The sequence below is a fragment of the Streptomyces sp. NPDC001502 genome (assembly GCF_042894785.1).
Taxonomy (GTDB): Bacteria; Actinomycetota; Actinomycetes; order Streptomycetales; family Streptomycetaceae; genus Streptomyces; species Streptomyces kutzneri.
In genome coordinates this window covers 26,222-51,386 of record NZ_JBIAVW010000019.1, presented here as the reverse complement: position 1 = coordinate 51,386, position 25,165 = coordinate 26,222, and the positions used below count along the sequence as shown (strand labels likewise).

The following is a 25,165-nucleotide window of genomic DNA, read 5'->3' as shown; positions in this document are numbered from 1 at the left end:
CCAGCCTGCTGATCTAAGGTTGCTTATATAAACATGTTGATTAGTGAGCGGCGTGGCCGCAGTTATCCCCGGGAGACCCCATGAACGCCACCGCCTCCGTCCCGTTCACCGCCAAGGAGACCGGCTCCGGCCGCCCCGTCCTGCTGCTGCACGGCGGCGCCGGGCCCACCTCCATGCGGCCGTTCGCCGCGCTCCTGGCCGAACGCCACTCCGCCCGGGTACTGCTCCCCACCCATCCCGGCTTCGACGGCACCCCACGCCCCGCCACCCTGGACGGCATCCGCGCGCTGGCCGCTGCGTACACCGCGCTGCTGGCCGAGCGCGGGCTGACCGGGGTCACCGTGGTGGGCAACTCGATCGGCGGCTGGATCGCCGCCGAGATGGGCCTGCTGGACGAGGGGCGGATCGCCGCCTCCGTCATCCTCAACGGCGTCGGGATCACCGTGCCCGGCCACCCGCTCGCCGACTTCTTCGCGCTTCGCCCCGACGAGGTGGCCGCGCTCTCTTTCCACGACCCGGCCCGCTCCCCGCTCGCCGCCGCCGACCGGTTCACCCAGGCCCAGCGCGCCACGATGGCCGCCAACCGCGAGACACTGTCGACCTATGCGGGCCGGGAGATGGCCGACCCGACGCTGGCCGGGCGGCTGGCGGCGACCCGCGTGCCCACCTTGGTGGCTTGGGGCGCCGCCGACCGGATCGCCTCGCTGGGCTACGGCGAGGCGTACGCAGCCGCCATCCCCGGCGCCGTCTTCCGACCGCTGGCCGACACCGGACACCTCCCGCAACTGGAGACGCCGGAGACGGTGCTCGCAGCCGTCGCGGAGTTCACCACGCCCTAGACGAGTAAGTCCGAAGTCTTCGGGCGCATGAAGCGAGGGTCTCGTTGGTTCGTTTGTGACGACAAACCTGGAGACCCTCGCGACTGCACTGTACGTGAGGGTCGATGACTCTCCGGCAGGAACGCGGCGATCAGGGCGTCCTCCGAGGCTGACGGATGCCGAACTGTTGACGCTCGCGGTCATGCAGGCCGTTCTGGGGTTCGTATCGGAGGCCCGCTGGCTGCGGTTCGCCCGCGCCCATCTGGCGGCCGAGTTCCCCTACCTGCCCGAACAGTCCGGCTACAACAAGCGGCTGCGGGCAGCGAACACACTGATCAGCAGGTTCATCCGTACCCTCGCCCGCGACACGGACCTGTGGCACGACGACGTCTGGATCGTGGACTCCACACCCGTGGAGTGCGCCCGCTCCCGGCCCACCGTCAAACGCTCCGACCTGGCCGGCTGGGCCGCCTACTCCTACCGCCCCTCACGCTCACGGTTCTTCCGGGGCCTGCGCCTGCACCTGATCTGCACACCCGGCGGCCTGCCCATCGCCTGGGCCCCGGCCAACCCCAAGAGCGACGAACGCGACCTCCTGGCAGGCATGCTCACCCAGGACGTCGACCTGCTGGCCACCCATCCGGGGCAGACGGTCATCGGCGACAAGGGCTACGTCTCCAGGCACCTGGACGCCTTCATGGCCGAACACGGCCTGACCCTGCTACGGCCCAGCTACCGCAACCGCAAGCCCCGGCCCGGCGAACACCTGCTCAAACCGATCAGGCAACTGACCGAGTCGGTCAACGACACCCTCAAAGGCCAACCCGACCTCGAACGCCACGGAGCCAGAACCCCAGCCGGAGTCCTGGCCCGCGTCGGACAACGCATCCTCGCCCTGACCCCAGCCATCTGGCACAACCGCCGGAACGGCACACCAATCGCACGGTCACTGATCGCCTACGACCACTGACCAGGACTTCGGACTTGCTCGTCTAGGCCAGGGAGGGAAACCGCGAGCGCATCACCCGGGCGGGCGCGACCTTTCACCGGAGACACCTCACGAAGCCAGGCGCCAAGTTGACGGCGTCCGGCGGCGACGAATGCGGCGCCAAGAAGGTCGTTCCGACGGCGCCCAGCCCCGTCGAAACTCCTCGGATAGCCTGATCGGAGCCGAGACGATTAACCTGCTCCGGAGCACCTTGGCGTGTGCGGGTCAGTGTTCCTCTTGGGGGCGCGGCGGAGATGACCATCAAGCAGGACGATCCGGCGGGCATGCCGGAGCGCATGCTCCACCACGCCTCCGACATCACGGAAGATGACGCCTGGGCGATCTTCGAGTTCCTGATGCCGCGGCTGGAAGCACAGGAGGCCGCTCACGGTGCTGAGGCTGAAGAGCACCGTACGGCTGGGGCGCTTGCCCGGGTGATGTCCCGCCTCGTTCTTCAACTGGAATGGGACATCCGCGCCCCCTTCCGGAAGCCCTACCGCAGCCGTTCGGGCCCTATGGAAGTTCTCGTATGGGCTCCGCCGTCTGAGGCCGAGCTATGCACGCAGGACGAACAGCGCCTCGATCGGATCCGTGACACCTGGAACACCCTGTGTGAAGCCTTACGCTCCTGGCATGACAGCGACGGCTATGACGTTGCGCGGTGGCACAAGGTGGACTTCCGCGACGCTGCCGCCGCGGCCCAGTACGAACAGAGCGTCGCCGACCTCGGACTCCGGCGGGGAAAGCGGTAATGATCGTTAGGCCGACGTGTGCGTCGTCGAGGGTCGCATTGTCGAGAAAGGCCAAGGCCAATGCCAACTCTCGCTGAATACGGTCCCTGACTCTCGCCTCACGCTGCCTGTGCGACCTGCACGACCGCGGTTGCGAAGGCCGTGTGTTCGTCGAACCGTTCTCGGTGTTGGAGGCAGTGGTGGAGCCGGTCGTTCTTGATCGGGCGGCGGGTGATGCCGGACTTTTTGCAGGAAGCCCGGGTGATGGGTGACGACCCCGCCTATGCCTTCAGGCCGCGGGCTCGGCGAACCTGTCTCGGTCGTCGCCGAGCTCGGCCAACACACGGGCTCCGAGCTGGGTTCCCAGCCCGGGGAAGCTCAGGATGATCTCCGCGTCCTCGTGCTGGAGGAAGGCCTTCTCCACTGCCTGCGCGAGATCGTCCACTGCGGTGCAGGCGGCTTCGAGCTGGACGAGCAGTGCGAGCATCTGCTGTCCCAGGGCGCTCTCTACGAGCGTCGGATGGTGGGCCCATTCGGCTCGGAAGATCTCCCGGAGCCGTTCGGTCTCGGCCTCGATTCCACGCTGGCGGCCGGCACGCCGGAGCGCTGCGGCGATCTGGGGGCGGGTCAGGCGGGCCGCGTCGGTGGGGGTCGGAGCTGCCTTGAGCAGGGCGAGGGCTTCGGGCCGGAAGAGGCCGTTCTTCCAGTGCGCGACGGCGGTCAGGGCCGCGGGGTAGTACTCGCGGAGCAGGGAGCGGAGCTGGTTGCCGACCTGCTGGCGGTTCCAAGTGGCGTCCTGCTGGGCCCGGGCTGGGACGGCGACCGCGCGTGCCTGGTCGGAGTCGTTGGGCAGAGGCCGGTGAGCATGCCGGTCCATGCGGAGGACGTTCGCCAGGACGAGGGCGTCGCCGAGGTCGGACTTCTTCCGGGAGACAGAGTGGCGGTCCCGATAGCGGGCGGCGGCCAGCGGATTGATCGCGTAGACCTGCCGTGGACCTGCTCGGAGGACAGCGACGAGTAATCCGCGGTTGGTCTCGATCGCGACCGGGACGGGTTCGTCCTGGACGTTCTCGTACTCAGCAAGCAGGTCCAGCAGCACCCGGTAGCCGACTGCATCGTCGGTGATTCGGCTCTTGGCCAGCAACGGGCCGGCCTCGTCTACCAGAACGACGTCGTGGTGCTTCTCGGCCCAGTCGATTCCGCAGTAGATCAAGTGGTCCCTCCCCGGAAGGCTCGATGTTTGCGCTGGTCACGAGCGCATGCTGGCCACGCAGCGTTCTAATTGCAGGCCTCGGCCATGAGGGCCGGACCGCCACCTCACCAGCTGTTCGTGACACCAGCGCACCGCGCGGGCCTCGGTCTGCTGCGGGAGCTCAACGGGCTCGCACAGATCAAGAGGTCACCCTGCGACGGGCTCGCACCACAAACACCAACGAGTGAACGAGAGCTGAGTGATGACGACCGGCCAGATCAACGTGACCCGGTCTCCGGTGAGGCCTCCAGGACCCGAAACGACATAGGTCTCCGCCCGACTCCGGCCGGCCGTCACCACGCCATATGCCGGAGCATCCTCACCCTCGGCACTGGAACAACACGCCGGCCGGCTGAGAGGACCGGTGCTGCTAGATGCGAATTAGGACCGGTGGCTATGTCCTCCTTTTCGGGGTTCTGACACAGATCTTGGGGAGCGATCACGAACCGTGACGGTTTCGCTCGATTGCAGGGCACTCGCGAGGACGATAGGCGAAGTGCCGATGTCAGCGGGCCCACGTAGGTTTCGGTTGACCGCCCGGCCGGGCGGCGAGGAGGGGTGAGACATGAAGTGGGTTGGGGACGCGCGGCTGGCAGCTGGGCCTGAGGCCGCCTGGTACCTGGAGACGGCTTTCACCCCCGGTGCTTACCTGGGGACGGTGTACGACGATCCGACAACGCCCATCGTTGTGACAGGGATCGAGGAGGTGACCACTATTCGTGTACCCAGCGGCCGTCTTGTCGTCGATGCTCCATTCGACGATGACGACGTCTCGAGATATGAACGAGGGCTGCCGACGAGGCCCCCGCGGGAGCTGGCGGTGAGCATTCCCCCGGGCGTCTACCGAGTGGAGATCGCCTGGACGGCGGGCCCGTACGAGTTTTTCGGCGAGTACTTCGATGGCGTTGAGTGTGCCGCGACGCGCCTGCGTCTCAGCGACGACCCTGTGATCGGGTGGGAGATGGGCCTGGGGGTCGAAGACGACATCGACCGGATTCAGCCAGGCAAGGAACCCCAGTTTTACTCCGACGCCAATGTCGGCTGTTTCGCCGACGCAGGTGCGTGGACGACCTTGTCCGCGCCATTTCGCGCATTCAAGGACGGCATTCCGGTGCCGCGCGACACCGAACGGCTGCCCGGATGGTGCGAGCGGGTACGCGACGAGTCGCAACAAGCCGATCTGGTCACGTTCGGGGCCGAGTCGGGCGGCATCGTCTGGTTGGGCCGCACCGCGACCGGCGACGTGGCCGCGATCGTCGTCACCAGCGGTATGCCGGGCACCAAAGCCTGATGCAGCTGCTGCCTCTGCTTGTTCTGCAAGGCGTTACTGCAGCAGGATCATCTTGCGGAGCAGTTCGAATCCGGCTCGGCCGTAGAGCTGGCGCTTGATCTTCTTGATGCGGTTGACGGCGCCCTCGATGCTGGCGGAGCTCCAGTTGAGAGTGAGCCCGGCCATCACGGCGTTGAGGTCTTGGTGCAGGTGGAGTGCGAAGCCGGTGAGGCCGGGTAGTTGGCTGCCGTCGATGGCATCGATCCAGGTGGGGAGTGTGGAGCCGAGGCGGTCGGTGAGTATCTCGCCGAAGTCGCGGACGTGTCCGGCTGCGGTGTCCAGTTCGGGGCAGCGTGCCAGGACATCCTTCAGGCCCGCGCGGTCGTCCTCGCTCAGCGCGGTGGGGTGTCGGGTGAGCCAACCGGTCACCTGCCGCACCGTCGGTGGCCGCGGCGGTGCGCCGGCCGGAGTCACGCGCAGGGTGGCGATGTGGGACCGGACCATCTGGTAGGTAACGGGTGCATTGTCGGCAACGAGCTCGCTGTGGAGGTGGGTGACGCTCGCGCATCCCTCGGCGAATCGCCTCTCCAGGTAGGACTTGTAGGGATCCAGCCTGCTGGGTCGGGTTCGGTTCTCGCGGAAGGTGTCCTGCCAGCGTGCGGCGTTCGCGTACCGGAGGACGGTGTTGAGGCCCCAGCCCAGGTGCCGGGCGATCGCGCGGCGTGAGTGGCCCTGGGCAAGGAGCTCGTGAACCAGGGCGTGTGCTGCCTTCTTCCGCTCGGCGCGTCGACCGACGGGCTCCGAGTCGTCCTGTGGTCGACCGGGAATGGCCTCCGGCAGCATGCCGCTTGGCGATGGGTTGCGCAGGCAGTCGCGGTGGGCGGCGACGCAGGTTTCAACGGCCCGGCCGAGGCCCTGCCACAAATGAAACCGGTCAGCGACCTGCAGAGCGTTGGGGGCGCCGCGGCGTGCGCCCTCGGCGTAGGCGCCGGCCCGGTCCCGGCAGATGATCTCCACGCCGGGGTGGCGGATCAGCCAGGCGGCCAGCGGCCCGGCTTCACGGGTCGGGAGCACATCGACCACGCGATGGTCTTCGACGCTGGTCAAGACCGTGGAGTAGGTCTGACCGCGGCGGATCGCGAAGTCGTCCACGCCCAGCGCACGCGGCGTGCTGAACTGCGGATCAGGCAATGCCATGACCCTGCGTAACAAGGTCATCCGTCCCGCACCGAAGCCCAGCTGGGCAGCCAGCCGAGCCCCGGCCCGCCCGGCCAGCGCGAGCCCCACTCGCTCCAGGGCATGGTTGAGCCGCATGGTGAACCGTGCGTGCGGAGCGGCAAGCCGCGAGAACGGCTCGGCGAACGTCCGGCGCGGGCAGTCCGCCCCTCCGCAGATGAAGCGCCGGACCGTCAGCCGGATCACGAAGCCCTGTTCAGCGAGGGGAAGGTCTTGCAGCCTGCGCTGGTACCGGTCGTGGACTCGCTCTGAGAAGCGGCCGCAGTCCGGACAGGTAGAGCCGGTCGAGCGGCCTCTCGCTACCACCTCGACTGTGCCGAACGTGGCCCTCACCGCCTCGACGTCCACATCGTCGATCCCGGCGAACACCAGCAAGTCCCAGAACGGTGCATCGGTCTGCATGACCAGCACCATCACCGTCCACAACCGACCTGAGCAGCGTCCGGAAGGTACCTGAGGGAGCGTCACTTACGGCTGTCGGAGGGCAAGGCGTACGCGGTCTCACCCGAACCATTCCCTCGCAATCGAACAATGAGGTGACGCTCCGCAATGACTCCCCAAGATCTGTGCCAGAACCCCTCACTCATCGGCATAGCCAGGCCCGCAGGGGCGCCAGCAGCCGTGGCCGTTCAGCCACCGGCCGGATAGCTGAACAGGTGGTTGTCGTCGAGCACCAGCCCGACGTATTCGTTGACGAGAAGCGGTACGGCCTCCGGTTTGGTGGGCATGTCGGCGCCGGTCCTCGCGTCCAGGACGACAGGGCCGCCTGCTCCACGGCCGTAGACCTGTCCGTGCCACACCGTGGTCACGGTCGGGGGAGTGCGTCCGGCATCGCCGTCCTTGAGGGACCACAGCAGAGTGCCGGTGGCCGCGTCCACCGCCACGACCGCGAACCCCTTCGTGCACACCAGCGTCGCGGCGCGGTCGTAGGCGCAGTCGACCGCGCGCATCCCCGGCGGCATGAGAGCACGGGCCTTCCCGCTGGTCACGTCCAGCAGCTGGTCGCCCTTCTCGCCGACCTGCGGGCCCGCGACCCGGACCGTGCCGGGCCCGGCACTGTTCATGATCGCGGCGTAGGTCTTCCCCCCGCGCCACTTCTCGGTGCCGGTGACGAGATCGACCCCGAGCGGCGCGGAGGTGAGCGGCTCGATGTGGAGCAGGCCCACCGCCGTGCCCGCACCGACCTGGACGGCCTCCAGTCCGGGCTGCGTCCAGCGCACCGAGTGGGCCGCGGTGTCGATGCCGTACGACACCGCGTCGTCGCCGCCCGTCACGGTGACGACGGCCGTGCCGTTCTCCGCACCGATGGCCGCGGCCTGCACCGTGCGGGAGTTGAGTGCCCACTCGGGCAGTTTGACGGTCGTCCGCCAGGCGGCCTTGTACGGGGGCGCAGTGCTCACCGCGACGAGCTCGATCATCGCGCCCGCGGTGTGGGTGCCGGAGGCGGGCACCGTCAGCAGGAACGGAACCAGGACTTCGCGGCCGGCCAGGACCGGCGGCAGGATGAACCCGTCGGTGTCCTGGCGCAGAACCTGGCCGCCGGCTGCCTCCTCGCCCACCGTACGGCCGTCGGCAAGGTCGACGACCTGGACGCCTGTGGGGGAGACGACGAAGGCCCGGGCCTCGTGGAGGAGCACCGGCAGGTCCTCGCCGCCGCCGCGAACCTGCCCGGCCAGGTTGGTCCGCCCCTTCGTGGCCGCCTCCGGCAGGGGCACCTGCCCGCGCGCGTCGAACCACTGCGGAGGGTCGTGTGGTGTCAGGGTGCGCTTCGCCGGAGCCGAAGGCGCTGCGGCCCCCGGGGAGGTGCTGCTTTTCGACTTCGCGTCGTCGGGCGCTGGACCGCATCCGGCGAGCAGGCCGACGGCCAGGGACAGGGCGAACGCTAACGGCCGCACAGGACGCAAAGGGACCTCGCTCGGGTCAGGCGGACGGGGAAGATCACTTCGGAGAATACGCGGTGTCCGGGCACCAGTTGCGGTCTCGCCAGGAGCCGGGTCACGTCCCCGGGGAAGGCGGCGGGGATGCCTTGCTGCGCCACCGCCTCACGGTGGTCACGCTCACGCCGATCCGCTCGGCCGCTGTCCGGCCCGGCATGGGCCTCGTCGGACGGTATCGGAAGCCAGGCGCTCAGGATTCCTGGACCAGGAGCCCAGTGGGTCACCCCGAAGTCGAGGTCAACCGTTCGGTTAGATTCACCCGTATGAACGTCACCCCTATGAACTCAGCGGCCCAGGCGTACGACACGGAGTTCCGGGTGCGGGGGCTGCGCGAACAGGGCTGGGGCCGTGGCCTGATGGCCGTCGCCGTACTCATCTGGCTGTGGCTGGGGTACTTGCTCGTGTTCCCCTTCAGCGTCGACGGCCACCGGGGTGCTGTCGAGTGCAAGTCCCGCGCCTTCCACGAGACCGGATACCTCCGCGAGTCCTACCTCGTGGACGAGGGCGACACCTGCGACGGCGCGCGCGACTGGGGCCCGATCACCGCCGGCCTGCTGCTCTCTCTCCCCTTCGCCATCGGAGGTGCCGGCCTGTTCGTGTCGGGTACCGCGGCGGTCCGCACCGCCGCGTACGCCGCGGACATCGCCCGCCTGAACAACGACGAGTAGTCCTGGGCCCCGTCCGGCCAGGCCGGGGTGGCTGCCGCGGAGTTCAGGGGTCCGGTTCACCGTTTCCCACCGAGCCTCACCGACCCGGTACAGGCGGTCGCCCGCGCTGTCCGGGCGCGCGGCTGCTGCCCTTCCACTGGCAGGTGGGGGAACCTCAGTCGGGCAGGCGGCCGCCGCGCCAGATCCGGCGCGAGCCGGTCGGCAATCCAGGTTGCGCTTGCTGGCGCTTGCTGGCGCTTGCTCAGGGTGTCCATCGGTGTCCGTTGTGTCGGGTGGGTGCAGGTGATCCAGCGTAGGAGCCGCTCGCGGAGGGGCGTACAGATATCCGGCAGAGCGCCCTTGCAGATTTGAGGCGTTGCAGGTCAGGGCACGACGAACATCGAGACGTCAAGACGTGCGCTGAGCCCTCCGGTGTTCCTCAACCCCTAGCCGAACCTGGTCGGCCGGGAGTCGAACACCGCCCCGGGGCCGGACGTCCTGCATGCGGAATCCCTCGACCTCGGCCGCCACTGGATTGGCAACGGGAGCGACGTATCCGGCGACCGCCCGTCGGCAGTACGCCGTCGTCGCCGGGGAGCGGGTCGCCTCGAGAGTTCGGTGGCGGGCGTGATCGTCACTGTCATCCTGTCAGCTGCCTTCCCGGGCCTGCGGTGACGCCGACCGGGTGGGTCAGACAGGACATTGAGGAGGCCTCTGGCCAAGCTCCTGTCAGGTCATGTTCCACCTGGCCGGAGCCATGGAGAGCGGGTCCCGGCAGCCGGACAGAACAGTCGCAGGACAGCCCAGCAGGACGTCAGTCAGACCCTGAGCCACGACCACCGGAACCCGCTACGAGTATCAATGTCAGACCCCTGCGACATGCTCACCAGCATGAACGAAGACACCTTCTGGCAGCTCATCGAGGACTGCAGGCCAACGGATCCTGATCCGGACGCCGACCTCCTTGCAGACACCCTCACCGAGCGGCTTGCCCAGTCTCCATTGTCGCTGGTCACCGGCTTTGCCGAACAACTGTCATGGGCGCTCTACCGGCTGGACCGCAAGGAGTACGGGCACGACCTGGGCGGAGACGCCTTTCTCTACACCCGTGCCGCGGTCGTCGCCGCCGGCCGCACCGAATTCGACAGCATCCTCGAAGACCCTGCGGCCTTCACTCCATACGCCACCGACCTCATCTGGGCCGAAAGCCTGCTCTACACACCAGACCGGGCCTACAGACGCATCACCGGGGAGGAGTGGGACCGCGACACGCGTTACTCCTACGAGTCGTACTCGAACACCGAGGGCTGGGCTGATTGAACGGCATGGCCTGCGGATGGTGACCAGCTCCAGCGTTGTCGCCGTTGATCATCCTCACGGAATGTGTGCCAGAACCGAGAGCCAGCAGCGCCTATTGATCAGGGCCGAGAGCGGTCCGCCGGCGGCGGGATCCGTGTTGCCGACTTTCAGGAGCGCGTCGGTACTTGCGTCTGGCCCTCTCGCGTGCAGGTCGAATTCTTCCTGGTGGAGTTGCGCCTCGGCCAGCGCCCGCACGATGGTGCGGGCCAGGTCGTCGTTCTCGAACTGGTCGGGGTCGACCCAGTGACACCGTCCCGGCTCCCTTAACGGCCGGGCTTCGGTGTTCTCCCGGATCGCCGTGGCGGCCTCCAGCAGGGTTCAGGCGGCCACCTAGTTGATCCTGAAGTCCTCCCGCACTACTTCACCGTCGGGCAACTCCTCGATCGTTTTCTTGCCGTTTTCGTCGTCGAAGATGATCGCCTCTCCGCGGAAAGGATCGACGATCTCTTCGATACGCGAGTGGGTCGAGTGGTGTCCGTTACCCACGTGATCATCCTGGATGACCTCGGTCTCGACGAACTTCCTCTCCTCGAAGAAGGGGGGAGGTTCAGCAGCGTGGGCGGTAGCGGACGGGGACAGGGCCGCGCCGGCCAGTGCGATGGCGGCAGTCACGCGCTTGATGTTGTCCATACCCTGCCAACGATCTTGAGGGCCTGTCGTCACCGGAGATCCCGGGTAGCTCACTTCCCGGTACCCACAGACACGACGACGGCCCGCGCACCCCCGACGGGGTCGCACAGGCCGTCGTCGCCAAGGCCCTCACCCTCGCCGGTTCACCCACAGCATCCCTGGAGGGAGGGCGCATTGGTGCGTGCTCGGTCTAGTAGCTGCCGGTTCAGTTGCAGAACTCATTGGGGCGGCCGCATTGGTGCGCGTCACGGCGGCGTTCCGGCCTGGGCGACCCGTCAGATCGGCAGCGCCGCGCACACCATTTTCAACATCACGCGCTCGGCCGCATCCTCCTCGTCCTCGTTCACGTCGATGCTGCCCCAGTCCAAGTCCTCGGCGTACCGCAGCACTGCGGACAGGGTTTCGTGGTCCTCGGCGCCAGGTCCGTCGTGGCCGATCCGGCGTCCTCGTGACCGACTCCGCGGACAGACTGCGCACGATCCGCGCTGCGCCCCGCTACGCGACCCGATTCCCCGATATGTGCGATAAGCGACTGGATGGCGCGGTACCTTGGCGGGCAGTCCCCCTGGACGCCGCGTCCCCCCGTGCGCTGCGTCCGGGGGCACACTCCGCCGGACCCGGCCTGGCCACCGGCCGCCGCCCGTTCGGCCAGGAAACCCGCCACCACGCGTTCATCCGCCGCCCGGGGCGTAGCGCGCTACTCGCTCTTCGACAGCAGGGCACGCAGCCGCAGGTAGCGGGCGAGCAGCCAGGCTAGGTGGGTGCCGAGGAGGCCCGGCTTGAGGACGGCGGTGACGCGGGCGGACCAGAAGTCCTCCACGGTGCGCCTGGCGTGTGCCTGAGCGTCCTGGGACGGCGTGGTCTCGTCGTGGTCTCGTCGTGGTCGGGAAGGTGCCGGCCGTAGACGGGAATCACTGCGACGCCGGCGGCACGCAGTGCGCACAGGCGGTGCTGGCCGTTCGTCAGGTTCTGGCGTCCGGTGTCCCACCAGATGTGACCCCCTCCGATGAGGGAGCGGAACCAGGCGCGGTCGCGGTCGCTCAGGTGCGTGGCGTGGTAGAGCCGGTCCTGTTCGTCGCTGTCGGGCTCGGCGCGGGCGAAGGTGAGCACGGCCTCGGCGATGGCCCTCCAGTCGTCGGCCTGCTGGTAGGGGCAGGCGGCGAAGGCCTGCTCGTCGAGCCGGGTGAACAGCTCGGCGCGGGCGGTCTTGCCGTGGCCGTCGGGGTAGGTGGCAGCCAGGGCCTTCGCCCGCTCACCGTAGGGGCACTTGAACAGGTCATGCGGCCAGGGAAGGCGGGAGGCCGCAACGGGGCGGATGCCGGTCTTGCCGTCCAGGTGCAGAGCCCGCTGGGCGGGGCTGCTGAACCTGCTGGGGTACAGCGCGGCCTCGGACCCAGGCGGCTCCGGCCGTAGACCGGCATCGGCGTGCTGCTGCTCGGTGAGGTCGGGTTCGGTGACACCGGTCAGCTCGTAGAAGGGACCTTCGTGCCAGGCCTCGTCCTTGTCGGAGCGGCGACGCTCCGGGTTGGGCTGGATCAGGACGGATACCGGGACCTCGGGCAGTACGAGGATGCCGGACAGGCCGTGGACCGAGGCGAGGGTGAGGCGGCCGCGCGCCCCGTCAGGATCGTTCAGCGCTCCGGCGAGGGCGTCCCCGGTGAGGTGGCCGATCCATTCGACGCGGTGGAATCCTTCGTCGATGCGCATGTCCCACTCCGGGTGGCGCAGGGCATGGATCTGCAGGTAGTCCCCGACCATGAGCCTGTGGGCCGGCTTGTCGAACACGGCTGCCCTCTGCCGCGGCAGCTGCGGCTCCGACGAGACGGCCGGCGGCACGAGCTCGGGGCCCTGGACGTTGCTGCGAAAGGGATGTGGTCCCGTTGCCAAGCGGCTTCCGGCGAACAGCGGTTCGGGCATCTCGGGCCACCAGGGATGGGCGGAATCCCAGCGGGCCCGTTCGCCGTCCACCTCGCCGAGGGTCCACTGATCGCCCTCGATCAGCATGACCGGGCCCGGCATGCCGTGACAGAACACGACCGCGATCTGCCGGGCCGCTCGGGTCCGCACGTGGGTGGAGCCTGGCGCGAGGAAGCCGATGCCGGAGATGACTTCCACCCGCCTGGCCCACGGTCATCCGGGGCGCCAGTGTTGCACTCCCGGGGCCACAGAGCACGGCGAAGGCCCGGGGGGTGCCCCTATCCCTTTGGTCAAGCCGTGTGGGCGTCTGAGGGACCCTCGGTGGAAGCGTCAGTCGTGTCGGCTCCGGCGTATTCGTAGGTCCAGCCGACGGCAGTATCGGGGGCCGGGACGGCTTCGTAGATGTGCCAGGCAGCAGGGTTTCCAGGTGGCTGCCCCAGCCGCTGCGGGCACGAAGGCGTGCGGGCGGAAGCCCGTTCTGGTCGAGCTGGACGATTTTGGTCCGTCCGTCGAACGGGCCGCCGGTCACCTTGATGCCGACGGTGTTGTCGACCATCTCGCCAGCGAGCCAGCGGTGGACGACCTTCATGTGCTCGGAATCCTCGGCCCCCATCTCCGAAGCTGATCACGTACCTGTCCGCAGGACAAGAAGGTCTCAAGTCGCTGCGGCGGGACGGGACTCGTAGAAGGTTCCGTCGCGGAGCATTGCGAACAGGACGTCGGCCCTGCGTCTGGCGAGGCAGAGCAGGGCCTGCGTGTGGTGCTTCCCCTGGGCGGTCTTCTTGTCGTAACAGGCCCTCGATGCCGGGTCGCCCAAGGCGGCGAATGCGAAGAGGAAGAAGGCCCGTTCAAGCTGCCTGTTTCCTCTCCTGGAAGGCTGTTCGCCGCGGATTGAGGACCCGGAACTGCGGGTCGCGGGGGCGAGTCCTGCGTAGGCGGCGAGGTGACCGGCGGTTGGGAAGGTGCTGCCGTCGCCGACTTCGATCAGGATCCTGCCTCCGGCAGCTCGCGGAGCTTGGGCTCGGTGTTGGGCAGCCGCTTGTCGAAGGCTTTCTTCCCGGCCGGGGTGACGGCGGTGGCGTGGTGTTCGCCCTTGCCGACGTCCAGGCCGAGGAAGACGTCGATGTCGCCAGTGTCGATCACGTGCAGGTCCCTCCATCACGCTTTCGTCCGGCCTGCCAGGGCACCGAGCTGCCACATCCGCGCAGCCGTCATCTCCAAGGCCCGCGTCAACATGCACCGCAAGCTCGCCAACACGGTGAAGCTCACCGGCCTGTACCCGCTCGCTGTTCTCTCGGACTGCGTCGTCTACCCCAGCCCCGGCCCGAGCCCGCTCGGCTTCCTCCCGTACGCCGCTTCGGGCAAGCCGCTGATGGGCGGCTTCCGCCTCGGCCCCACCCCGGGCCTGGCGAAGCTGGAAGGCGTGCAGGAGACGGCGTGGGCGGTGGACCTGACGGAGAAGGGCCTCAACCCCGCCCGCCACATCGAGGGCGGCGACGCCGTCCTCGACGACGGCGAATAACACCAGGCCGTGGCCTGCGGCACCCCCAGCCGCAGGCCACGACCGACAGGTCACGTACGGACTTCTGTGTTGAGGAGCTGAACCGCTGTGGGAGAGATCGAGGACGCCATCGTCCGCGCCGACCAGGAGGCCTTCACCAAGGACCCGCCCAAGACCCTGAAGGGCCGGATCAACTTCCTGCTGAAGCACCTCAAGACAACCAGCGCGGTCGCCGCCGAGCTCGGCGTCAGCCAGCGGTCGGTCGAGCGCTATCGCAAGGGCGACCGCAAGACCCCGCCCAATCAGGTCGCGGACCGCATCGATACGGCCGTACGGGCCCGATGGCAGCCTCTGGTGCGTGGCCGCCGCCGCAAGGAGGCCGCCACCACCACCGGGATCACCGTCGAGACCCGGGCCCGGTTCGGCTACACCGCCCCCGTCGGCACCACCGACGACGGCCGGGTCCGCCGCCTCACCGTCCACCTCCCCGCCACCTACGCCCACCGCCTCTTCGACACCCGCGCCCAGGGCGCCGCCGACCGAGACCTGCGCGCGATCGTCGCCGAGGGCTTGCAGGAGATCTACTTCAAGGACGGCGGAACCCGGGCCGACCAGCTCCGGGTCGAGTTCACCGACATCGACTACTTCGACGTCTCCTTCTGAACCCCACCGCCGGGGCACACCCGGCAGCGCCGCACTGAGCCGAAGCACGAAAGTTGACACAGAAGCGGGCTTGTTGTCATCCGGAGAGCGGCTGGTGTGGGCGGGGCCGTGCTTTAGGGGCCGGTGCCCGGGCCGGCTGCCGGCCCGGGCACCCGGTCCACGTCTCTACTCCATGAACTGGAAGGTCCATGCCTGGCGTCGGTTGCTGACGTCGAGTGGCCTCAGGGCGATACGGGGCGGGAAGATCCGCAGCAGGCTGAGGTCCAGGGCCAGCTCCTCGCCGTCGACGGGGCCTCCGGGGACGACGACGTGGAAGGTGTGCGGCTGGTCGCTCTGGTAGAGCGCCCACTCGCGGGGCTCGGGGTATCCGACGACCGGCTTGTTCATCTCCGGGTTACCGTCGTAGGAGACGTAGGTTTCGCTGCGGAGGTTGCGGATCGTGTAGTTGCCGTTGCTGAGTTTTTCCAGCTGCCATTCCTGATCGCCGGGGTTGCCGGTGGGCGGCAGCAGGACAACGGGTGTCTTGGGTTCCGATGCCCCGTCCAACAGCGTGAGCAGCTGCTCGGGAGGGCGGGTGATCGTGTAGGTGCCGTTCGGTACGGGTGCCATGACCGACTCCACTCGTGTCGTGCGGCGCCCGCGAGGGTCGCCGCTGATCTTTTGGGCCAGGCGAATCCCTTCCCTGCCAACGTTCGACAGAGGGCCGGAAAGGCTCTGCGTCACCCTTCAGGAGTACAGCGAATGCGTCCCGGTGTTCGACCGTCTCCGTCCGGTGGCCGTTGCTCTGCGGATCCCATGGCCGGTGACGGGTGGCGTGCCGAACTGGTGACAACTACGGCTCCTCACCAGCGCGAAAGCGCAGGTCGACAGCTGCCGCTGGTGCCACCTGCCGTGCGTCGGCACACGCACCCGGACGCGAGCAATCTGTCCGGGTACGGCTCACACCCGTATCAGCGCGTCAAAGACGGGCCTCACCCGGAAGAGGGGTGCAATGGCCACTGCGGGGAGCCGCCCTCGGACGGGCTGCTCCCGGCCCCCGTGGCGCTGTCGACCGCGGGCAGGTCCGGCTGCCGTCACACGTCGCCGGTCACCGCCCCGGTCGACAGCATCCAGCCCGGCTCTGGCCTCTGTCCCGCCACCCACGACCACAGCTCGGGTAACCCCCGGTGACACGGCCTGCGGGCTGCCGGCGCCTACTGCTTCACTGCCCGCATGACCCACGCCCACGAGGACCTGGAGCAAGCCGCCCGCGCACTGTCCGCCACCCACGCGGGCGAGCGTAGACAGGCCGACAGGCGCGTTCGCGCTCTTCAGGAGGTGCAGGATGTCCAGGGCGGTGATCGACACGGACGGGACGAAGGTGCTCTCGCGCCGGGTGCCCAACAACGAGCCCGAGCTCCTGGAGCTGATAGGCGACGTCCTCGCACTGGCCGAGGACGGCCCGGTGACCTGGGCCGTCGACCTGAACGCCGGCGGGGGCGCTCTGCTGATCGCTCTCCTGGCCAGCCATGGTCAGCGGCTGCTCTACATTCCTGGCCGAACCGTCCACCACGCCTCCCGTGGCTACCGCGGAGACGGCAAGACCGATGCGAAGGACGCCTACGTCATCGCCGACCAGGCACGGATGCGCCGGGACCTGCAGCCCTTGCAGGAGTGGGACGAGATCGCGGTTGACCTGAAGATCCTCACCGGCCGCCGCTACGACCTCGCCGCAGACCGCACCCGGGCCATCAACCGGATGCGGGCACAGCTGCTGGAGTACTTCCCCGCCCTGGAACGGACCTTCGACTACGCCGCCTCCAAGTCCGCACTCATCCTGCTGACCGGCTACCAGACACCAGCCGGCCTGCGCCGGGTCGGTCCGAGTCGGCTCGCGACCTGGCTGAAGAACCGGAGAGTCCGCGGCGCCCAGGCCATGGCCGATGCGGCCGTCGCCGCGGCGCAGGCCCAGCACACCGCCGTGGCTGGGGGAGAGAACTGCCGCGGCTGTGGTCAACACCCTGGCCAGGGCAGTGTTGGCTCTGGACGATGAGATCGCTGACATCGACGCGCAGATCGCGGTCCGTTTCCGGGGACATCGCGACGCGGAAGTGCTTCTCAGCATGCCCGGCATGGGCCCGTTGCTGGGGGCGGAGTTCATTGCCTGCACCGGCGGTGACATGGACGCCTTCGGCAGCGCGGGCCGACTCGCCGGAGTCGCCGGCCTCGCACCGGTCCCGCGGGACTCCGGTCGCATCAGCGGCAACATGCGCAGGCCACACCGCTACCATCGCCGGCTCTTGCGGGTCTTCTACCTCTCCGCCCAGATCGCTGCCCGTTTCTGCCGCACCTCGAAGGCCTTCTACGACCGCAAGAGAGGCGAAGGCAAGAGCCACAAGCAGGCGATCCCCGCTTTGGCTCGCCGCCGCCTCGACGTTCTGTGGGCTCTCATCCGCGACCACCGCACCTTCACTACCGAGCCGCCCCACCCCGCTCTCACCTCGGCATAGCGCCCTTGGTGACCGTGCGCTTCATTTGGCCTCTCGGCCACACCTGGTCGTTCCCGGGCCAGGCGGTCGGGATCAGTGGGCCCAGGGCAGTCGGAGGGCCTCGATCTCCGTGTCGTTCAGGAGGGCCTCGACGAGCGGGCCGGGGCCCGCCACCTTGGTGGCCCAGAGGTCGTAGTCCGTGCAGAGTACCCAGGACCGGTCCTGGGCCCAGAGGTTGGATGGGGTCCAACCGTCCTCCTCCGGGTGGTCGTACAGCGCCTTGGCATCCGCGAGCGTGCCGGCCCGGACGTGCAGGTTGTCGAAGTCCTCAGCCCTCTGCAACAGCGGGTTGTAGTAGGCCATGCAGCGGGTCTCCGCGCCCTGCGGGCTGTGATCGGTGAGGACGTCGACCAGGCGGTTCCAGTCGGTCCGGTCCAGGCTGCCCTCGGACGGCCCCGCGATGCCGACCGGCCAGCCACTCGGCTCCCGGAGCGAGGGGAAAGAGCGGTAGCAAGGCAGCCGCCCCTCGGGCGCCACGGGATCACCGGTCCGCCGCGAGAGCTCCGCCCAGCGCAGCCGGCGCCAACGGGGGCCGCGGGGCTCGCCCGGCATCCTCCCGAACACGTCCGCGGGGTCGAGGCCCGAGATAACCTCGGGCCCGCCGCCATTCAGCACGGCTCGTTGATACGCGACATAGGACATGTCGGTGGGCCCGAGTTCGTGTTCGTACATGGAGTGGAGCACCCAGGCGGCGTCGGGCAGTGCCGGCGGCATAAAGCCGGTGAGCCCGTCATCGTCGGCCAGCTCCCGCAGCCAGTCAGTCTCCCCAGCCTCGGTCAGCGGCCACCGGGCCGTCGCCAGAGCAGCGGATGTCTCGTTCATCTGTTCAGGATCTCACCCGCTGCGGCGAGCGCCGGGATCACTTCCCAGCCTCCACCACGTTCCCGCCGCCCTTGACAAACATGATTGGGAATCAGTCACGGTAGGTCTGGTGGCAGAGCACGGCCACGGCGGGGCCGGTGATGCCGTGCGCGGCGCGGCACAGCTGCGTCATGTCCGCGGCCCCCGCCCCTGGGGCGGGTACCGGACGGTGCGGTGCGGGCGTACGGCTCGGCCCCTTCGCCTTCCTGGGCTTGGCGGCGGGGCGCACGGCGGGCCGGGGCGGGGGCGTCCGGCGCGGCCGTACCGGGCCTTCGGCCCTGCGGTCGGGAGCCCGCCGGGCGGGCTGAGTCTCGGCAGCCGCCTCACGGGCCGCGGGCGCGGGACGGGCGGGAGTACGGCCGGCCTCGGGAACGGCGCCGGCCGGAGGTGCGGCCGCAGACTCGGGCATGGGGGAGAGGGGTAGCGCGTCCGGTCGTGCGGGCCGTGGGGCGACGGGGTGCTTGTGGTCTTCCGAGACCGCGACGGCGAGGCCCCGGCGGGCCGGGTGGGTGCGGGATGGACGGTGACACATCCCGGGGCCGCGAGCAGCGCGACAAGGAGCAGAGGCAGGGACCAGCGAAACGGGCACCTTGACCCGCCCGCAGCTCCTCGTCCCTGGCCGCCACGACCAGGACGGCCGGCTGCGCGCGGTCGGCCGCACCGTACCGCTGCGCCCGGACGCCGCCCGGCAGGTCGCCGAGCGCCTCGCCGCGGCCGCGCCCGGGCACCCGTGGGAGGGTGTGCGTTTCTCCGCGACGTGGGGGAGCCGCGGCGTCCTCGACACCACCCTCGTCCACCCCACCGTGGTTAGCGCGGATCGCGCCATCGACCACGGCGGCATCTACCGCCACCCGCTCCGCTTCCAGCGCCTGGACATCACGGCCGAGGACGTGCCCCGGTTCGGGCCGGGTCCGGCTGCGCCGGCCGGCTGACCGGCGCACCCTGCACCCGGTCTCCTCGTTGGCCGGGTATGAAGATCCTCGCTTCCTCCACACTCGCTGTGGCGGCCCTGCTCCTGGCCGCCGTTCCAGCCTCGGCCGACGACACCCCCGGCGCCAACAAGGGCGCCATCGGGCAAGGCAGCTCATCGCTCGGATTCGGCGCCGACGGCACGGACGGGGACAGCGGTGGTGGTCACGCGTCTTCGAACCGCCACCTCGTGAAGACGGGCGACCCGGGGGCCCTCTCTGACCTGGTCAACAACCTGAGCAACCCACAGCCGCAGTGAAGAAGCCCTGAGACGGCCGACGGCATCGACCGCCGTCCTGCACCGCCTGAGCGAGCACCCTCGACGATCCCCAGCGCGGGCCGCCACCACTCGGTGGCGGCCCGCGCTGTCGTGTGTCCGGGGCCGGCCCCGAACGCCCCCGCAGGGGTGAATTTTTCCCTCGCGTACGCGTAGGCGACTTGTGCGGTGCGCCTCCAACTCACCCTGAAATCATGGCTATTGGCAGCAAACGGGGTTTTTCGGCATGTTTCGGGCGCGGCCTGGTCGTCGGGCTGCTCGTGTGCGGATTGGAGTCGGGTTCATGGTGCGTTCGGTGCGTGAGGTGTTCGACGAGGGGCAGGCTGCGGGTGCCGGTTGCGGCGTGGCGGTGGGCGGTGGGCGGTGGGCGACGGGTTCGGGTCTGGTCCCGGCCGCGGACGTCGGGCCGGGCCGGTGGTCGCGTGCGGTGGTGGAGGCCGCCGACCCCGAAGCCGTACGGGCCGCGCTGCGGGGCCCGGCGGGGGCGGGGTGGGCTGCGGACCGTTTGACGGAGGCGCCTCGGCGGTGCACTCGCCTTCCCCGACCTTCACCCCGACCAGGTCGACACGCTCGCCCGCCGTCGGGACCTGCCCGCTCGACCGGCACGTCCCCCTGGGCCCCGACCAGGCCGCCCGCCGGCTCGGCGTCCGCAGGGTCGACTTCGACGCCGCGGTGCGGCTCGGGTTCCTCTCCCCGGTCGGCACGGTGGAGATCGACTACAAGCGGCAGGGCGGCGTTAGGGTCGTCCCGCTGTTCTCCGCCTTCCCTGTTGGATCGGCGTGTTGAAACGGATCGAGTCATAGTCGTACGCACGACCACAGCACGTCGCCGGACCGCTCCCCTGGTCGGCCGCGACTCGTTTGCAACCCGTGACAACCTCTGACGCGCAGGACCGTACCCAACGGAGCCCAACACGGGACCTGCCTGACCGGGCGGCGGTACTACCGGGGCAGGCCAGGAAGCGGATCGCGGGGCCGGCCCGCCAAACCAGCGCCGCCGGCACCGGACCCGGCCCTGCCAGTCCGCCGGGCAAGAGTGCCGGCGCCGGGCTGTTGCGCGGAACCGGTGGGGTTCTGATGGCAGCGGCCGGCGGGCTTCTGGGCGTCGCCGGCTTCCTGGGGACCTTCCTGCGGCCCACCTCCGATGACTGGTGCATGGCGTGGAAGACCCGGGACCTGGGCGTCTTGGGCGTGACGTCCGACTTCTACCTGACACAGAACGGGCGGATCACCAACGCCTTCCTCAGCGGGGTCGTCTACTCCCACGGCATGCTCGGCCCGCAGGTGCTTTCCACGGTCCTGATCATCGCCCTCGGGCTCGGCCTGTACGTGCTGGCCCGTGAAGTGCTCGGTGCGCTGGACATGCGGGCACCTCTGGTATTCCTTGCGTCTGCGGTGCTGGTGGTGGAGGCGCTGCTGTTCCTCGGCGGTACCCGGACTTACCAGATGCTGTGGGCCCCGGCCGCCATCTCGCACATCCTGCCCAGCGTCCTGGGTATCTGGGCCCTCCTCGCTGCCATCCGCGCGGGCCGGAGCCCGAGGCGACGGCCGCAGCAGGCGGCTCTCGTCGGCGCCCTGGTGACAGGCTTCGCGATCGGCACGCTGAGCGAGCCGTTTCTCGCCGTCAGTGGCCTGACCGCAGCCACCGCCGCGCTCCTGACCCTGCCCCGGCTGCCCTTGGGACTACGGCTCGCGCGAACGTGGTACCCGTTCGCCTGGTCCAGCCTGTACTGCGTGGGCCTGACCGTCGGCCTGGCCGTGCTCTACACCTCGCCCGGCGCCGCGTGGCGCCGCGCACAGCGCCCGCCACGAGAATTCAGCGCACGGCGCCTGGCACGCGACTGGGTCCACATCTGGGACACCATCCTCAGCCAGTGGGCCTACCTGGGCGCCGCTGCCGCGGGCGTACTCCTCGGCGTCGCTCTCACCCTCACCTCCAGTCAACCGCAACCACCCGTCACCCGCCGGGGTGGTCTCCCGCCGCTGGCGGCACGGCTCCTGCTGATCCTCCCGATCCCCGTCCTCATCCTGTCGTCCCTCGCCGTCGCTCACGGCCTGCGTCTGGGATACGGCGGCAACGGCTGGACCTACGCCCGCACCTGGACCAGCTTCCTCATCCCCTACCTGGCCACCCTCACCCTGTACGGGGCACTCCTCGGCCACTGGGCCGGACAACGCGCACACATGCCCGACAAGCCACGCCTCCCGCGGGCAGCAGCCACACTGGCCGGCACGTTCACTCTCGCCGCCCTGTCCGCCCTGTCCGCCCTGATCCCCGCCACCCAGCAACTCACCTCTCAGACAGTCACCCGGGCACTGCGCTGGGACGCCCAAGACACCCGTATCCGCGACGAGGTCACCGAAGGAGCTGGCAGCGTGACCTACGAGGCGATGCCCATCGGATCCCTCGCCGAGCCCTACTTCTCCCGTCATGAGGGAAAGGACTGGGTCGCGCCGTGCACCGCCAAGTACTACCGAGTCCAGCAGATCCACAAGCCCTGACCTGGACTCCTGGCCAACGTCACAGTCCTGACTCCAACCTCGTATCAACACGCTGGACTTGTGGGAATCGGCGGTCGACGTGGCGCTGCTGCCGGTCGTCCGGCCGCTGGTGGACTGGCAGGCGGTGGCCACGGCCCGGCCTGGGCGCCGTTCTCCGCTCGCCGCCCTCACCCCGCTCGTTGCGGGCGAGGACCGGGTGCTGCTGGCGGAGGTGGGGCGGATTGCCGGGGTAGGCCGGGCCGCGGTGGTGAACTGGCGCCGCCGGCACGACGACTTCCCGGCCCGGTGGGCGGTACGGAGACGAGCCCGGAGTTCGACCGCGCCAAGGTGGTCGCTTGACTGCTGGCCCACGGCAAGATCGCTGTCCCCACGGAAGCACCGTCCGCCGCCCTGGTCGTCGCCGGGGCTGGAGGCGCCACGCACCGGTTCCGCCTCGATGACCCGTGGCTGGCCCTGGCCGACGACGCGGCCGGCGAGGACTGCTTGTCCGGCTGGTCCACCGACGAGGACGCCGACGCGCTGGCCGCCCTGGCGGGCGGGGAGTTCGGGGCGTCGCTGCGCCGGCTGACCGCGCCGGGTGCCGGCCCGTTGGCGGTGCCGGGTCAGGTGCGGGTGATCGAACGGTTCCGGTCGGGGGCGGGGGGCCTGCGCCTGACGCTGGCCTGGCCTGCCGGACTGCGCGGCACCGCCACCTCGGGGCCGGCGGGCGGGGTGGTCCGCCACGGGATCGCGTACGCGGGTCCGGGCGAGGCCTGCGTGTGTGCGCAGCACGACTGCGGCGGCGGGGTCCCGGTCTCCAGGTGCGCCGAGCCCGGGGACACGGCGGGGCCGGTGTTGGAGGCACCCCGGCGGCGGGATCCGTTGCACCGATCTGTCCCGGCACGTGGCCTCACGGCCGTCGCTGGTCGGGCAGCACTGAACGGAGCACGCTCGGCACGCTGGCGGGAACGAGCGCAACGGAGCATCCAGGCCGTCCAGCAGGCAACGGGCAAGGAGCTGGCCGCTCGGGACGACGACGTCGCCGACGCGGTGCTTCTGTGGTTCCGCAGTGACGAGGGGGACCTCAGCGATGCGCTGACCGATGCCGCCGCATACATGGAAGGCGGCAGCCCGATCCTCCTCCTCACCCCGAAGACCGGGAGGGACGGATACGTCGAGACCAGCGAGATCGGCGTGGCATCTGCGCGTGCGGGTCTGAGCCTGAGCCTGAGCAAGACCATTAATGCCTGCAAGGACTGGAACGGATCCCACCTGATCGCCCCGAAGAGGGGATAGCGTCCCGGGCCGGTCCCTGACGCCGCCTCACTCTGGACCACGGAGTGAGGCGGCGCGGTGCTTCCATGCGGTCCGGTCGTCATTGACTGACGAGTCGCCGCAGGCGGGGCCGCACGGCAGGGTCGTTCTAGGTGTATCGCCTCGTTAGGTTGGGGACGCGGCTTGCGGGTGGTTTGCCTGCGAGTGCGGTGTGTCCGCGGTGGTGACTGTAGGAGTGGAGCCAGCCGGGGAACGCTTCGCGGCGTTCGATGTCTGACCGGTAGGGGCGGGCGTAGGCCCATTCGTCGAGCAGGGTGCGGTTGAAGCGTTCGACCTTGCCGTTGGTCTGGGGCCGGTAGGGCCGGGTTCGTTTGTGGGTGATCCCGGCCGCCGCCAGGCTGTCGCGCCAGTCGCGTGAGCGGTAGCAGGAGCCGTTGTCGGTCAGAACCCGTTCGACGGTGATCCCAGCGCCGGTGAAGAAGGCGTGGGCCCGTTGCCAGAAGGCGGTGGCGGTCTCCTTCTTCTCGTCCGCGTGGATCTCGCTGTAGGCGAGGCGGGAGTGGTCGTCGACCCCTTGACGGCCTCGGTCTCCTGTCCCAGACCGGGGTGCAAAGCAGGCGTCTCAGCTCTCGGCGGGGGCGGCGGGCTGGTCTGCTCGCCGGGAATTGGATCGTCATCAACGGGGTTGGTGGGGGATGAGCCGTTAATCGCCATCAACGGGGTTGGTGGGGGATGAGCCGTTATTGGAGAGCCATGCGAGCGATTCAGGTGTACGAAGTGGGCGGTCCCGAGGTGCTGCAGGAGGCCAAGGTGGACCAGCCGCGGCCGGGTCCGGGCGAGGCGGTCGTGGAGGTCGCCGCATCCGGGGTCAACTTCCTCGACGTCTACCACCGCGAAGGCCGGTACAGCCTCCCGCTGCCCTTCACCCCGGGCGCTGAGGGCGCCGGCACGGTCGTCGAAGTGGGACCCGGCGTCGCTGACGTCGCAGTCGGGGACCGGGTCGGTTGGGTGGAGATTCCCGGCACGTATGCCGAGCGGGCCGTCGTGGACTCCTCCCGGCTGGTGCCGCTGCCCGACGATATCGGCTTCGAGACCGCCGCCGCCGTGCTCCTGCAAGGTATGACCGCGCACTATCTCGTCAAGGACGCCTACCCGGTTCAGGGGGGCGACACGGTGCTCGTGCATGCGGCTGCTGGTGGCATGGGGCTGCTTTTGACCCAGCTCATCACCCATCTCGGCGGCAGGGTGATCGGCACGACGTCGACCACGGCGAAGGCCGAGCTGGCGAAGCGTGCCGGGGCCGCTGAGGTGATCCTTTCCTCCGCAGTCGACGATCTCGCAGCCGAGGTGAGGCGGCTCAACGGCGGTCAGGGACTGCCGGTTGTCTTCGACGGCGTCGGCGCGCACACCTTCGATGCGAGCCTCGCCAGCCTGCGAACCCGCGGCCATCTCGTGCTCTTCGGCGCGGCAAGTGGTGCCGTGCCTCCGTTTGATCCGATTCGGCTCGCCCACGGCGGTTCGCTGACCCTGATCCGGCCCAGCCTCGGGGACTTCATCGCCGATCGGTCCGAACTGCTCCGACGGGCCGCCGATGTGTTCGAGTGGGTGCGCTCCAAGGCGCTTGAGGTCACCGTAACGGGCCGCTACGCATTGTCCGAGGCCGCCCAGGCCCACAGCGATCTGGAGGCTCGGCGTACCACCGGCAAGCTGCTCGTCGTACCCGATGCGGCCGCTATTGGACGCCGCGAGGAGACGCAGAGCTGATCGCGGGTGACGAGGTCGGGGATCTTGGAGACTGAGATGTCGAGGGCATGGCCGACCGCCAT

At 69.4% G+C, this 25,165-nt stretch carries 21 protein-coding genes and 5 pseudogenes; 15 read left to right on the top strand and 11 right to left on the bottom strand.

Annotated features, from left to right (window positions below):
- Positions 1-80: 80 nt before the first annotated feature.
- The 3 genes from ACFY0D_RS28725 (at position 81) to ACFY0D_RS28715 (ending at position 2,558) form a co-directional block, all read left to right on the top strand.
- The gene (locus ACFY0D_RS28725; RefSeq protein WP_390800923.1) at positions 81-839 is read left to right on the top strand and encodes an alpha/beta fold hydrolase; all 759 of its coding nucleotides are present in this window, start codon (positions 81-83) and stop codon (positions 837-839) included.
- A 55-nt stretch (positions 840-894) separates the two neighbouring features.
- On the top strand, positions 895-1,788 hold the full coding sequence (locus ACFY0D_RS28720) for an IS982 family transposase (protein ID WP_390800922.1): 894 nt from the start codon (positions 895-897) through the stop codon (positions 1,786-1,788).
- Positions 1,789-2,060: 272 nt separating this feature from the next.
- The gene (locus ACFY0D_RS28715) at positions 2,061-2,558 is read left to right on the top strand and encodes a hypothetical protein (RefSeq protein ID WP_390800921.1); all 498 of its coding nucleotides are present in this window, start codon (positions 2,061-2,063) and stop codon (positions 2,556-2,558) included.
- 98 nt (positions 2,559-2,656) lie between these two features.
- Here ACFY0D_RS28715 and ACFY0D_RS28710 read toward each other — a convergent pair.
- Positions 2,657-3,750 (bottom strand): annotated as a pseudogene (locus ACFY0D_RS28710) (transposase).
- Between the two features lie 604 nt (positions 3,751-4,354).
- Between ACFY0D_RS28710 and ACFY0D_RS28705 the strand changes: the two are divergent.
- Entirely contained in the window at positions 4,355-5,080 is a 726-nt protein-coding gene (locus ACFY0D_RS28705) for a DUF4241 domain-containing protein (protein ID WP_390800920.1), read from the top strand.
- Positions 5,081-5,113: 33 nt separating this feature from the next.
- On the opposite strand, the gene ACFY0D_RS28700 is transcribed toward ACFY0D_RS28705, so the two are convergent.
- Together ACFY0D_RS28700 and ACFY0D_RS28695 are read right to left on the bottom strand one after the other, a co-directional pair.
- Positions 5,114-6,697, bottom strand: coding sequence for an ISL3 family transposase (locus tag ACFY0D_RS28700; RefSeq protein ID WP_390800919.1), 1,584 nt, complete (start codon positions 6,695-6,697; stop codon positions 5,114-5,116).
- A 227-nt stretch (positions 6,698-6,924) separates the two neighbouring features.
- The gene (locus ACFY0D_RS28695) at positions 6,925-8,190 is read right to left on the bottom strand and encodes a hypothetical protein (RefSeq protein WP_390800918.1); all 1,266 of its coding nucleotides are present in this window, start codon (positions 8,188-8,190) and stop codon (positions 6,925-6,927) included.
- Between the two features lie 305 nt (positions 8,191-8,495).
- Here ACFY0D_RS28695 and ACFY0D_RS28690 point away from each other — a divergent pair, with 305 nt between their 5' ends.
- Together ACFY0D_RS28690 and ACFY0D_RS28685 are read left to right on the top strand one after the other, a co-directional pair.
- Entirely contained in the window at positions 8,496-8,900 is a 405-nt protein-coding gene (locus ACFY0D_RS28690) for a hypothetical protein (RefSeq protein ID WP_390800917.1), read from the top strand.
- An 870-nt stretch (positions 8,901-9,770) separates the two neighbouring features.
- Entirely contained in the window at positions 9,771-10,199 is a 429-nt protein-coding gene (locus ACFY0D_RS28685) for a DUF4240 domain-containing protein (protein ID WP_390800916.1), read from the top strand.
- A 369-nt stretch (positions 10,200-10,568) separates the two neighbouring features.
- Here ACFY0D_RS28685 and ACFY0D_RS28680 read toward each other — a convergent pair whose 3' ends face one another.
- The 4 genes and pseudogenes from ACFY0D_RS28680 to ACFY0D_RS28665 form a co-directional block, all read right to left on the bottom strand.
- A complete protein-coding gene (locus ACFY0D_RS28680; protein WP_390800915.1) occupies positions 10,569-10,868 on the bottom strand; it encodes a hypothetical protein in 300 nt (99 codons plus the stop codon).
- A gap of 753 nt (positions 10,869-11,621) precedes the next feature.
- Positions 11,622-12,983 (bottom strand): hypothetical protein, encoded by a 1,362-nt coding sequence (locus tag ACFY0D_RS28675; RefSeq protein ID WP_390800914.1) that lies wholly within the window; start codon positions 12,981-12,983, stop codon positions 11,622-11,624.
- 457 nt (positions 12,984-13,440) lie between these two features.
- Positions 13,441-13,779: pseudogene (locus ACFY0D_RS28670) on the bottom strand (transposase); the annotation flags it as partial.
- The gene (locus tag ACFY0D_RS28665; RefSeq protein WP_390800913.1) at positions 13,770-13,928 is read right to left on the bottom strand and encodes a transposase; all 159 of its coding nucleotides are present in this window, start codon (positions 13,926-13,928) and stop codon (positions 13,770-13,772) included. The gene ACFY0D_RS28665 and the pseudogene ACFY0D_RS28670, both read right to left, overlap by 10 nt.
- A gap of 55 nt (positions 13,929-13,983) precedes the next feature.
- Here ACFY0D_RS28665 and ACFY0D_RS28660 point away from each other — a divergent pair.
- Together ACFY0D_RS28660 and tpg are read left to right on the top strand one after the other, a co-directional pair.
- Positions 13,984-14,307: pseudogene (locus tag ACFY0D_RS28660) on the top strand (transcriptional regulator); the annotation flags it as partial.
- An 87-nt stretch (positions 14,308-14,394) separates the two neighbouring features.
- Complete coding sequence (gene tpg / locus ACFY0D_RS28655) at positions 14,395-14,949, top strand: telomere-protecting terminal protein Tpg (RefSeq protein WP_390800912.1); 555 nt, start codon at positions 14,395-14,397, stop codon at positions 14,947-14,949.
- Positions 14,950-15,114: 165 nt separating this feature from the next.
- Here the strand turns inward: tpg and ACFY0D_RS28650 are convergent, their stop codons facing one another.
- Positions 15,115-15,558, bottom strand: a complete 444-nt coding sequence (locus ACFY0D_RS28650) for a hypothetical protein (protein WP_390800911.1) — start codon at positions 15,556-15,558, stop codon at positions 15,115-15,117.
- A gap of 715 nt (positions 15,559-16,273) precedes the next feature.
- Between ACFY0D_RS28650 and ACFY0D_RS28645 the strand changes: the two are divergent.
- A pseudogene (locus ACFY0D_RS28645) lies at positions 16,274-17,438 on the top strand (IS110 family transposase).
- Between the two features lie 72 nt (positions 17,439-17,510).
- Here ACFY0D_RS28645 and ACFY0D_RS28640 read toward each other — a convergent pair.
- A complete protein-coding gene (locus ACFY0D_RS28640; protein WP_390800910.1) occupies positions 17,511-18,299 on the bottom strand; it encodes a hypothetical protein in 789 nt (262 codons plus the stop codon).
- A 91-nt stretch (positions 18,300-18,390) separates the two neighbouring features.
- Entirely contained in the window at positions 18,391-18,747 is a 357-nt protein-coding gene (locus ACFY0D_RS28635) for a hypothetical protein (RefSeq protein WP_390800909.1), read from the bottom strand.
- A gap of 181 nt (positions 18,748-18,928) precedes the next feature.
- Here ACFY0D_RS28635 and ACFY0D_RS28630 point away from each other — a divergent pair, with 181 nt between their 5' ends.
- The 5 genes from ACFY0D_RS28630 to ACFY0D_RS28610 all read left to right on the top strand — a co-directional run bounded on the left by ACFY0D_RS28630 (position 18,929) and on the right by ACFY0D_RS28610 (position 23,360).
- A complete protein-coding gene (locus ACFY0D_RS28630) occupies positions 18,929-19,270 on the top strand; it encodes a hypothetical protein (RefSeq protein WP_390800908.1) in 342 nt (113 codons plus the stop codon).
- 38 nt (positions 19,271-19,308) lie between these two features.
- Positions 19,309-19,566: a hypothetical protein gene (locus ACFY0D_RS28625; RefSeq protein ID WP_355414658.1), complete on the top strand. Its 258-nt coding sequence runs from the start codon at positions 19,309-19,311 to the stop codon at positions 19,564-19,566.
- A gap of 543 nt (positions 19,567-20,109) precedes the next feature.
- Entirely contained in the window at positions 20,110-20,370 is a 261-nt protein-coding gene (locus tag ACFY0D_RS28620; protein ID WP_390800907.1) for a hypothetical protein, read from the top strand.
- Positions 20,371-20,660: 290 nt separating this feature from the next.
- The gene (locus tag ACFY0D_RS28615) at positions 20,661-22,085 is read left to right on the top strand and encodes a DUF6056 family protein (RefSeq protein WP_390800906.1); all 1,425 of its coding nucleotides are present in this window, start codon (positions 20,661-20,663) and stop codon (positions 22,083-22,085) included.
- A 483-nt stretch (positions 22,086-22,568) separates the two neighbouring features.
- Entirely contained in the window at positions 22,569-23,360 is a 792-nt protein-coding gene (locus tag ACFY0D_RS28610) for a DUF3052 family protein (protein ID WP_390800905.1), read from the top strand.
- A gap of 127 nt (positions 23,361-23,487) precedes the next feature.
- Here ACFY0D_RS28610 and ACFY0D_RS28605 read toward each other — a convergent pair.
- Positions 23,488-23,910, bottom strand: a pseudogene (locus ACFY0D_RS28605) (integrase core domain-containing protein); the annotation flags it as partial.
- A gap of 182 nt (positions 23,911-24,092) precedes the next feature.
- Here ACFY0D_RS28605 and ACFY0D_RS28600 point away from each other — a divergent pair.
- Entirely contained in the window at positions 24,093-25,103 is a 1,011-nt protein-coding gene (locus tag ACFY0D_RS28600; RefSeq protein ID WP_390800904.1) for a quinone oxidoreductase family protein, read from the top strand.
- Positions 25,104-25,165: the final 62 nt, after the last annotated feature.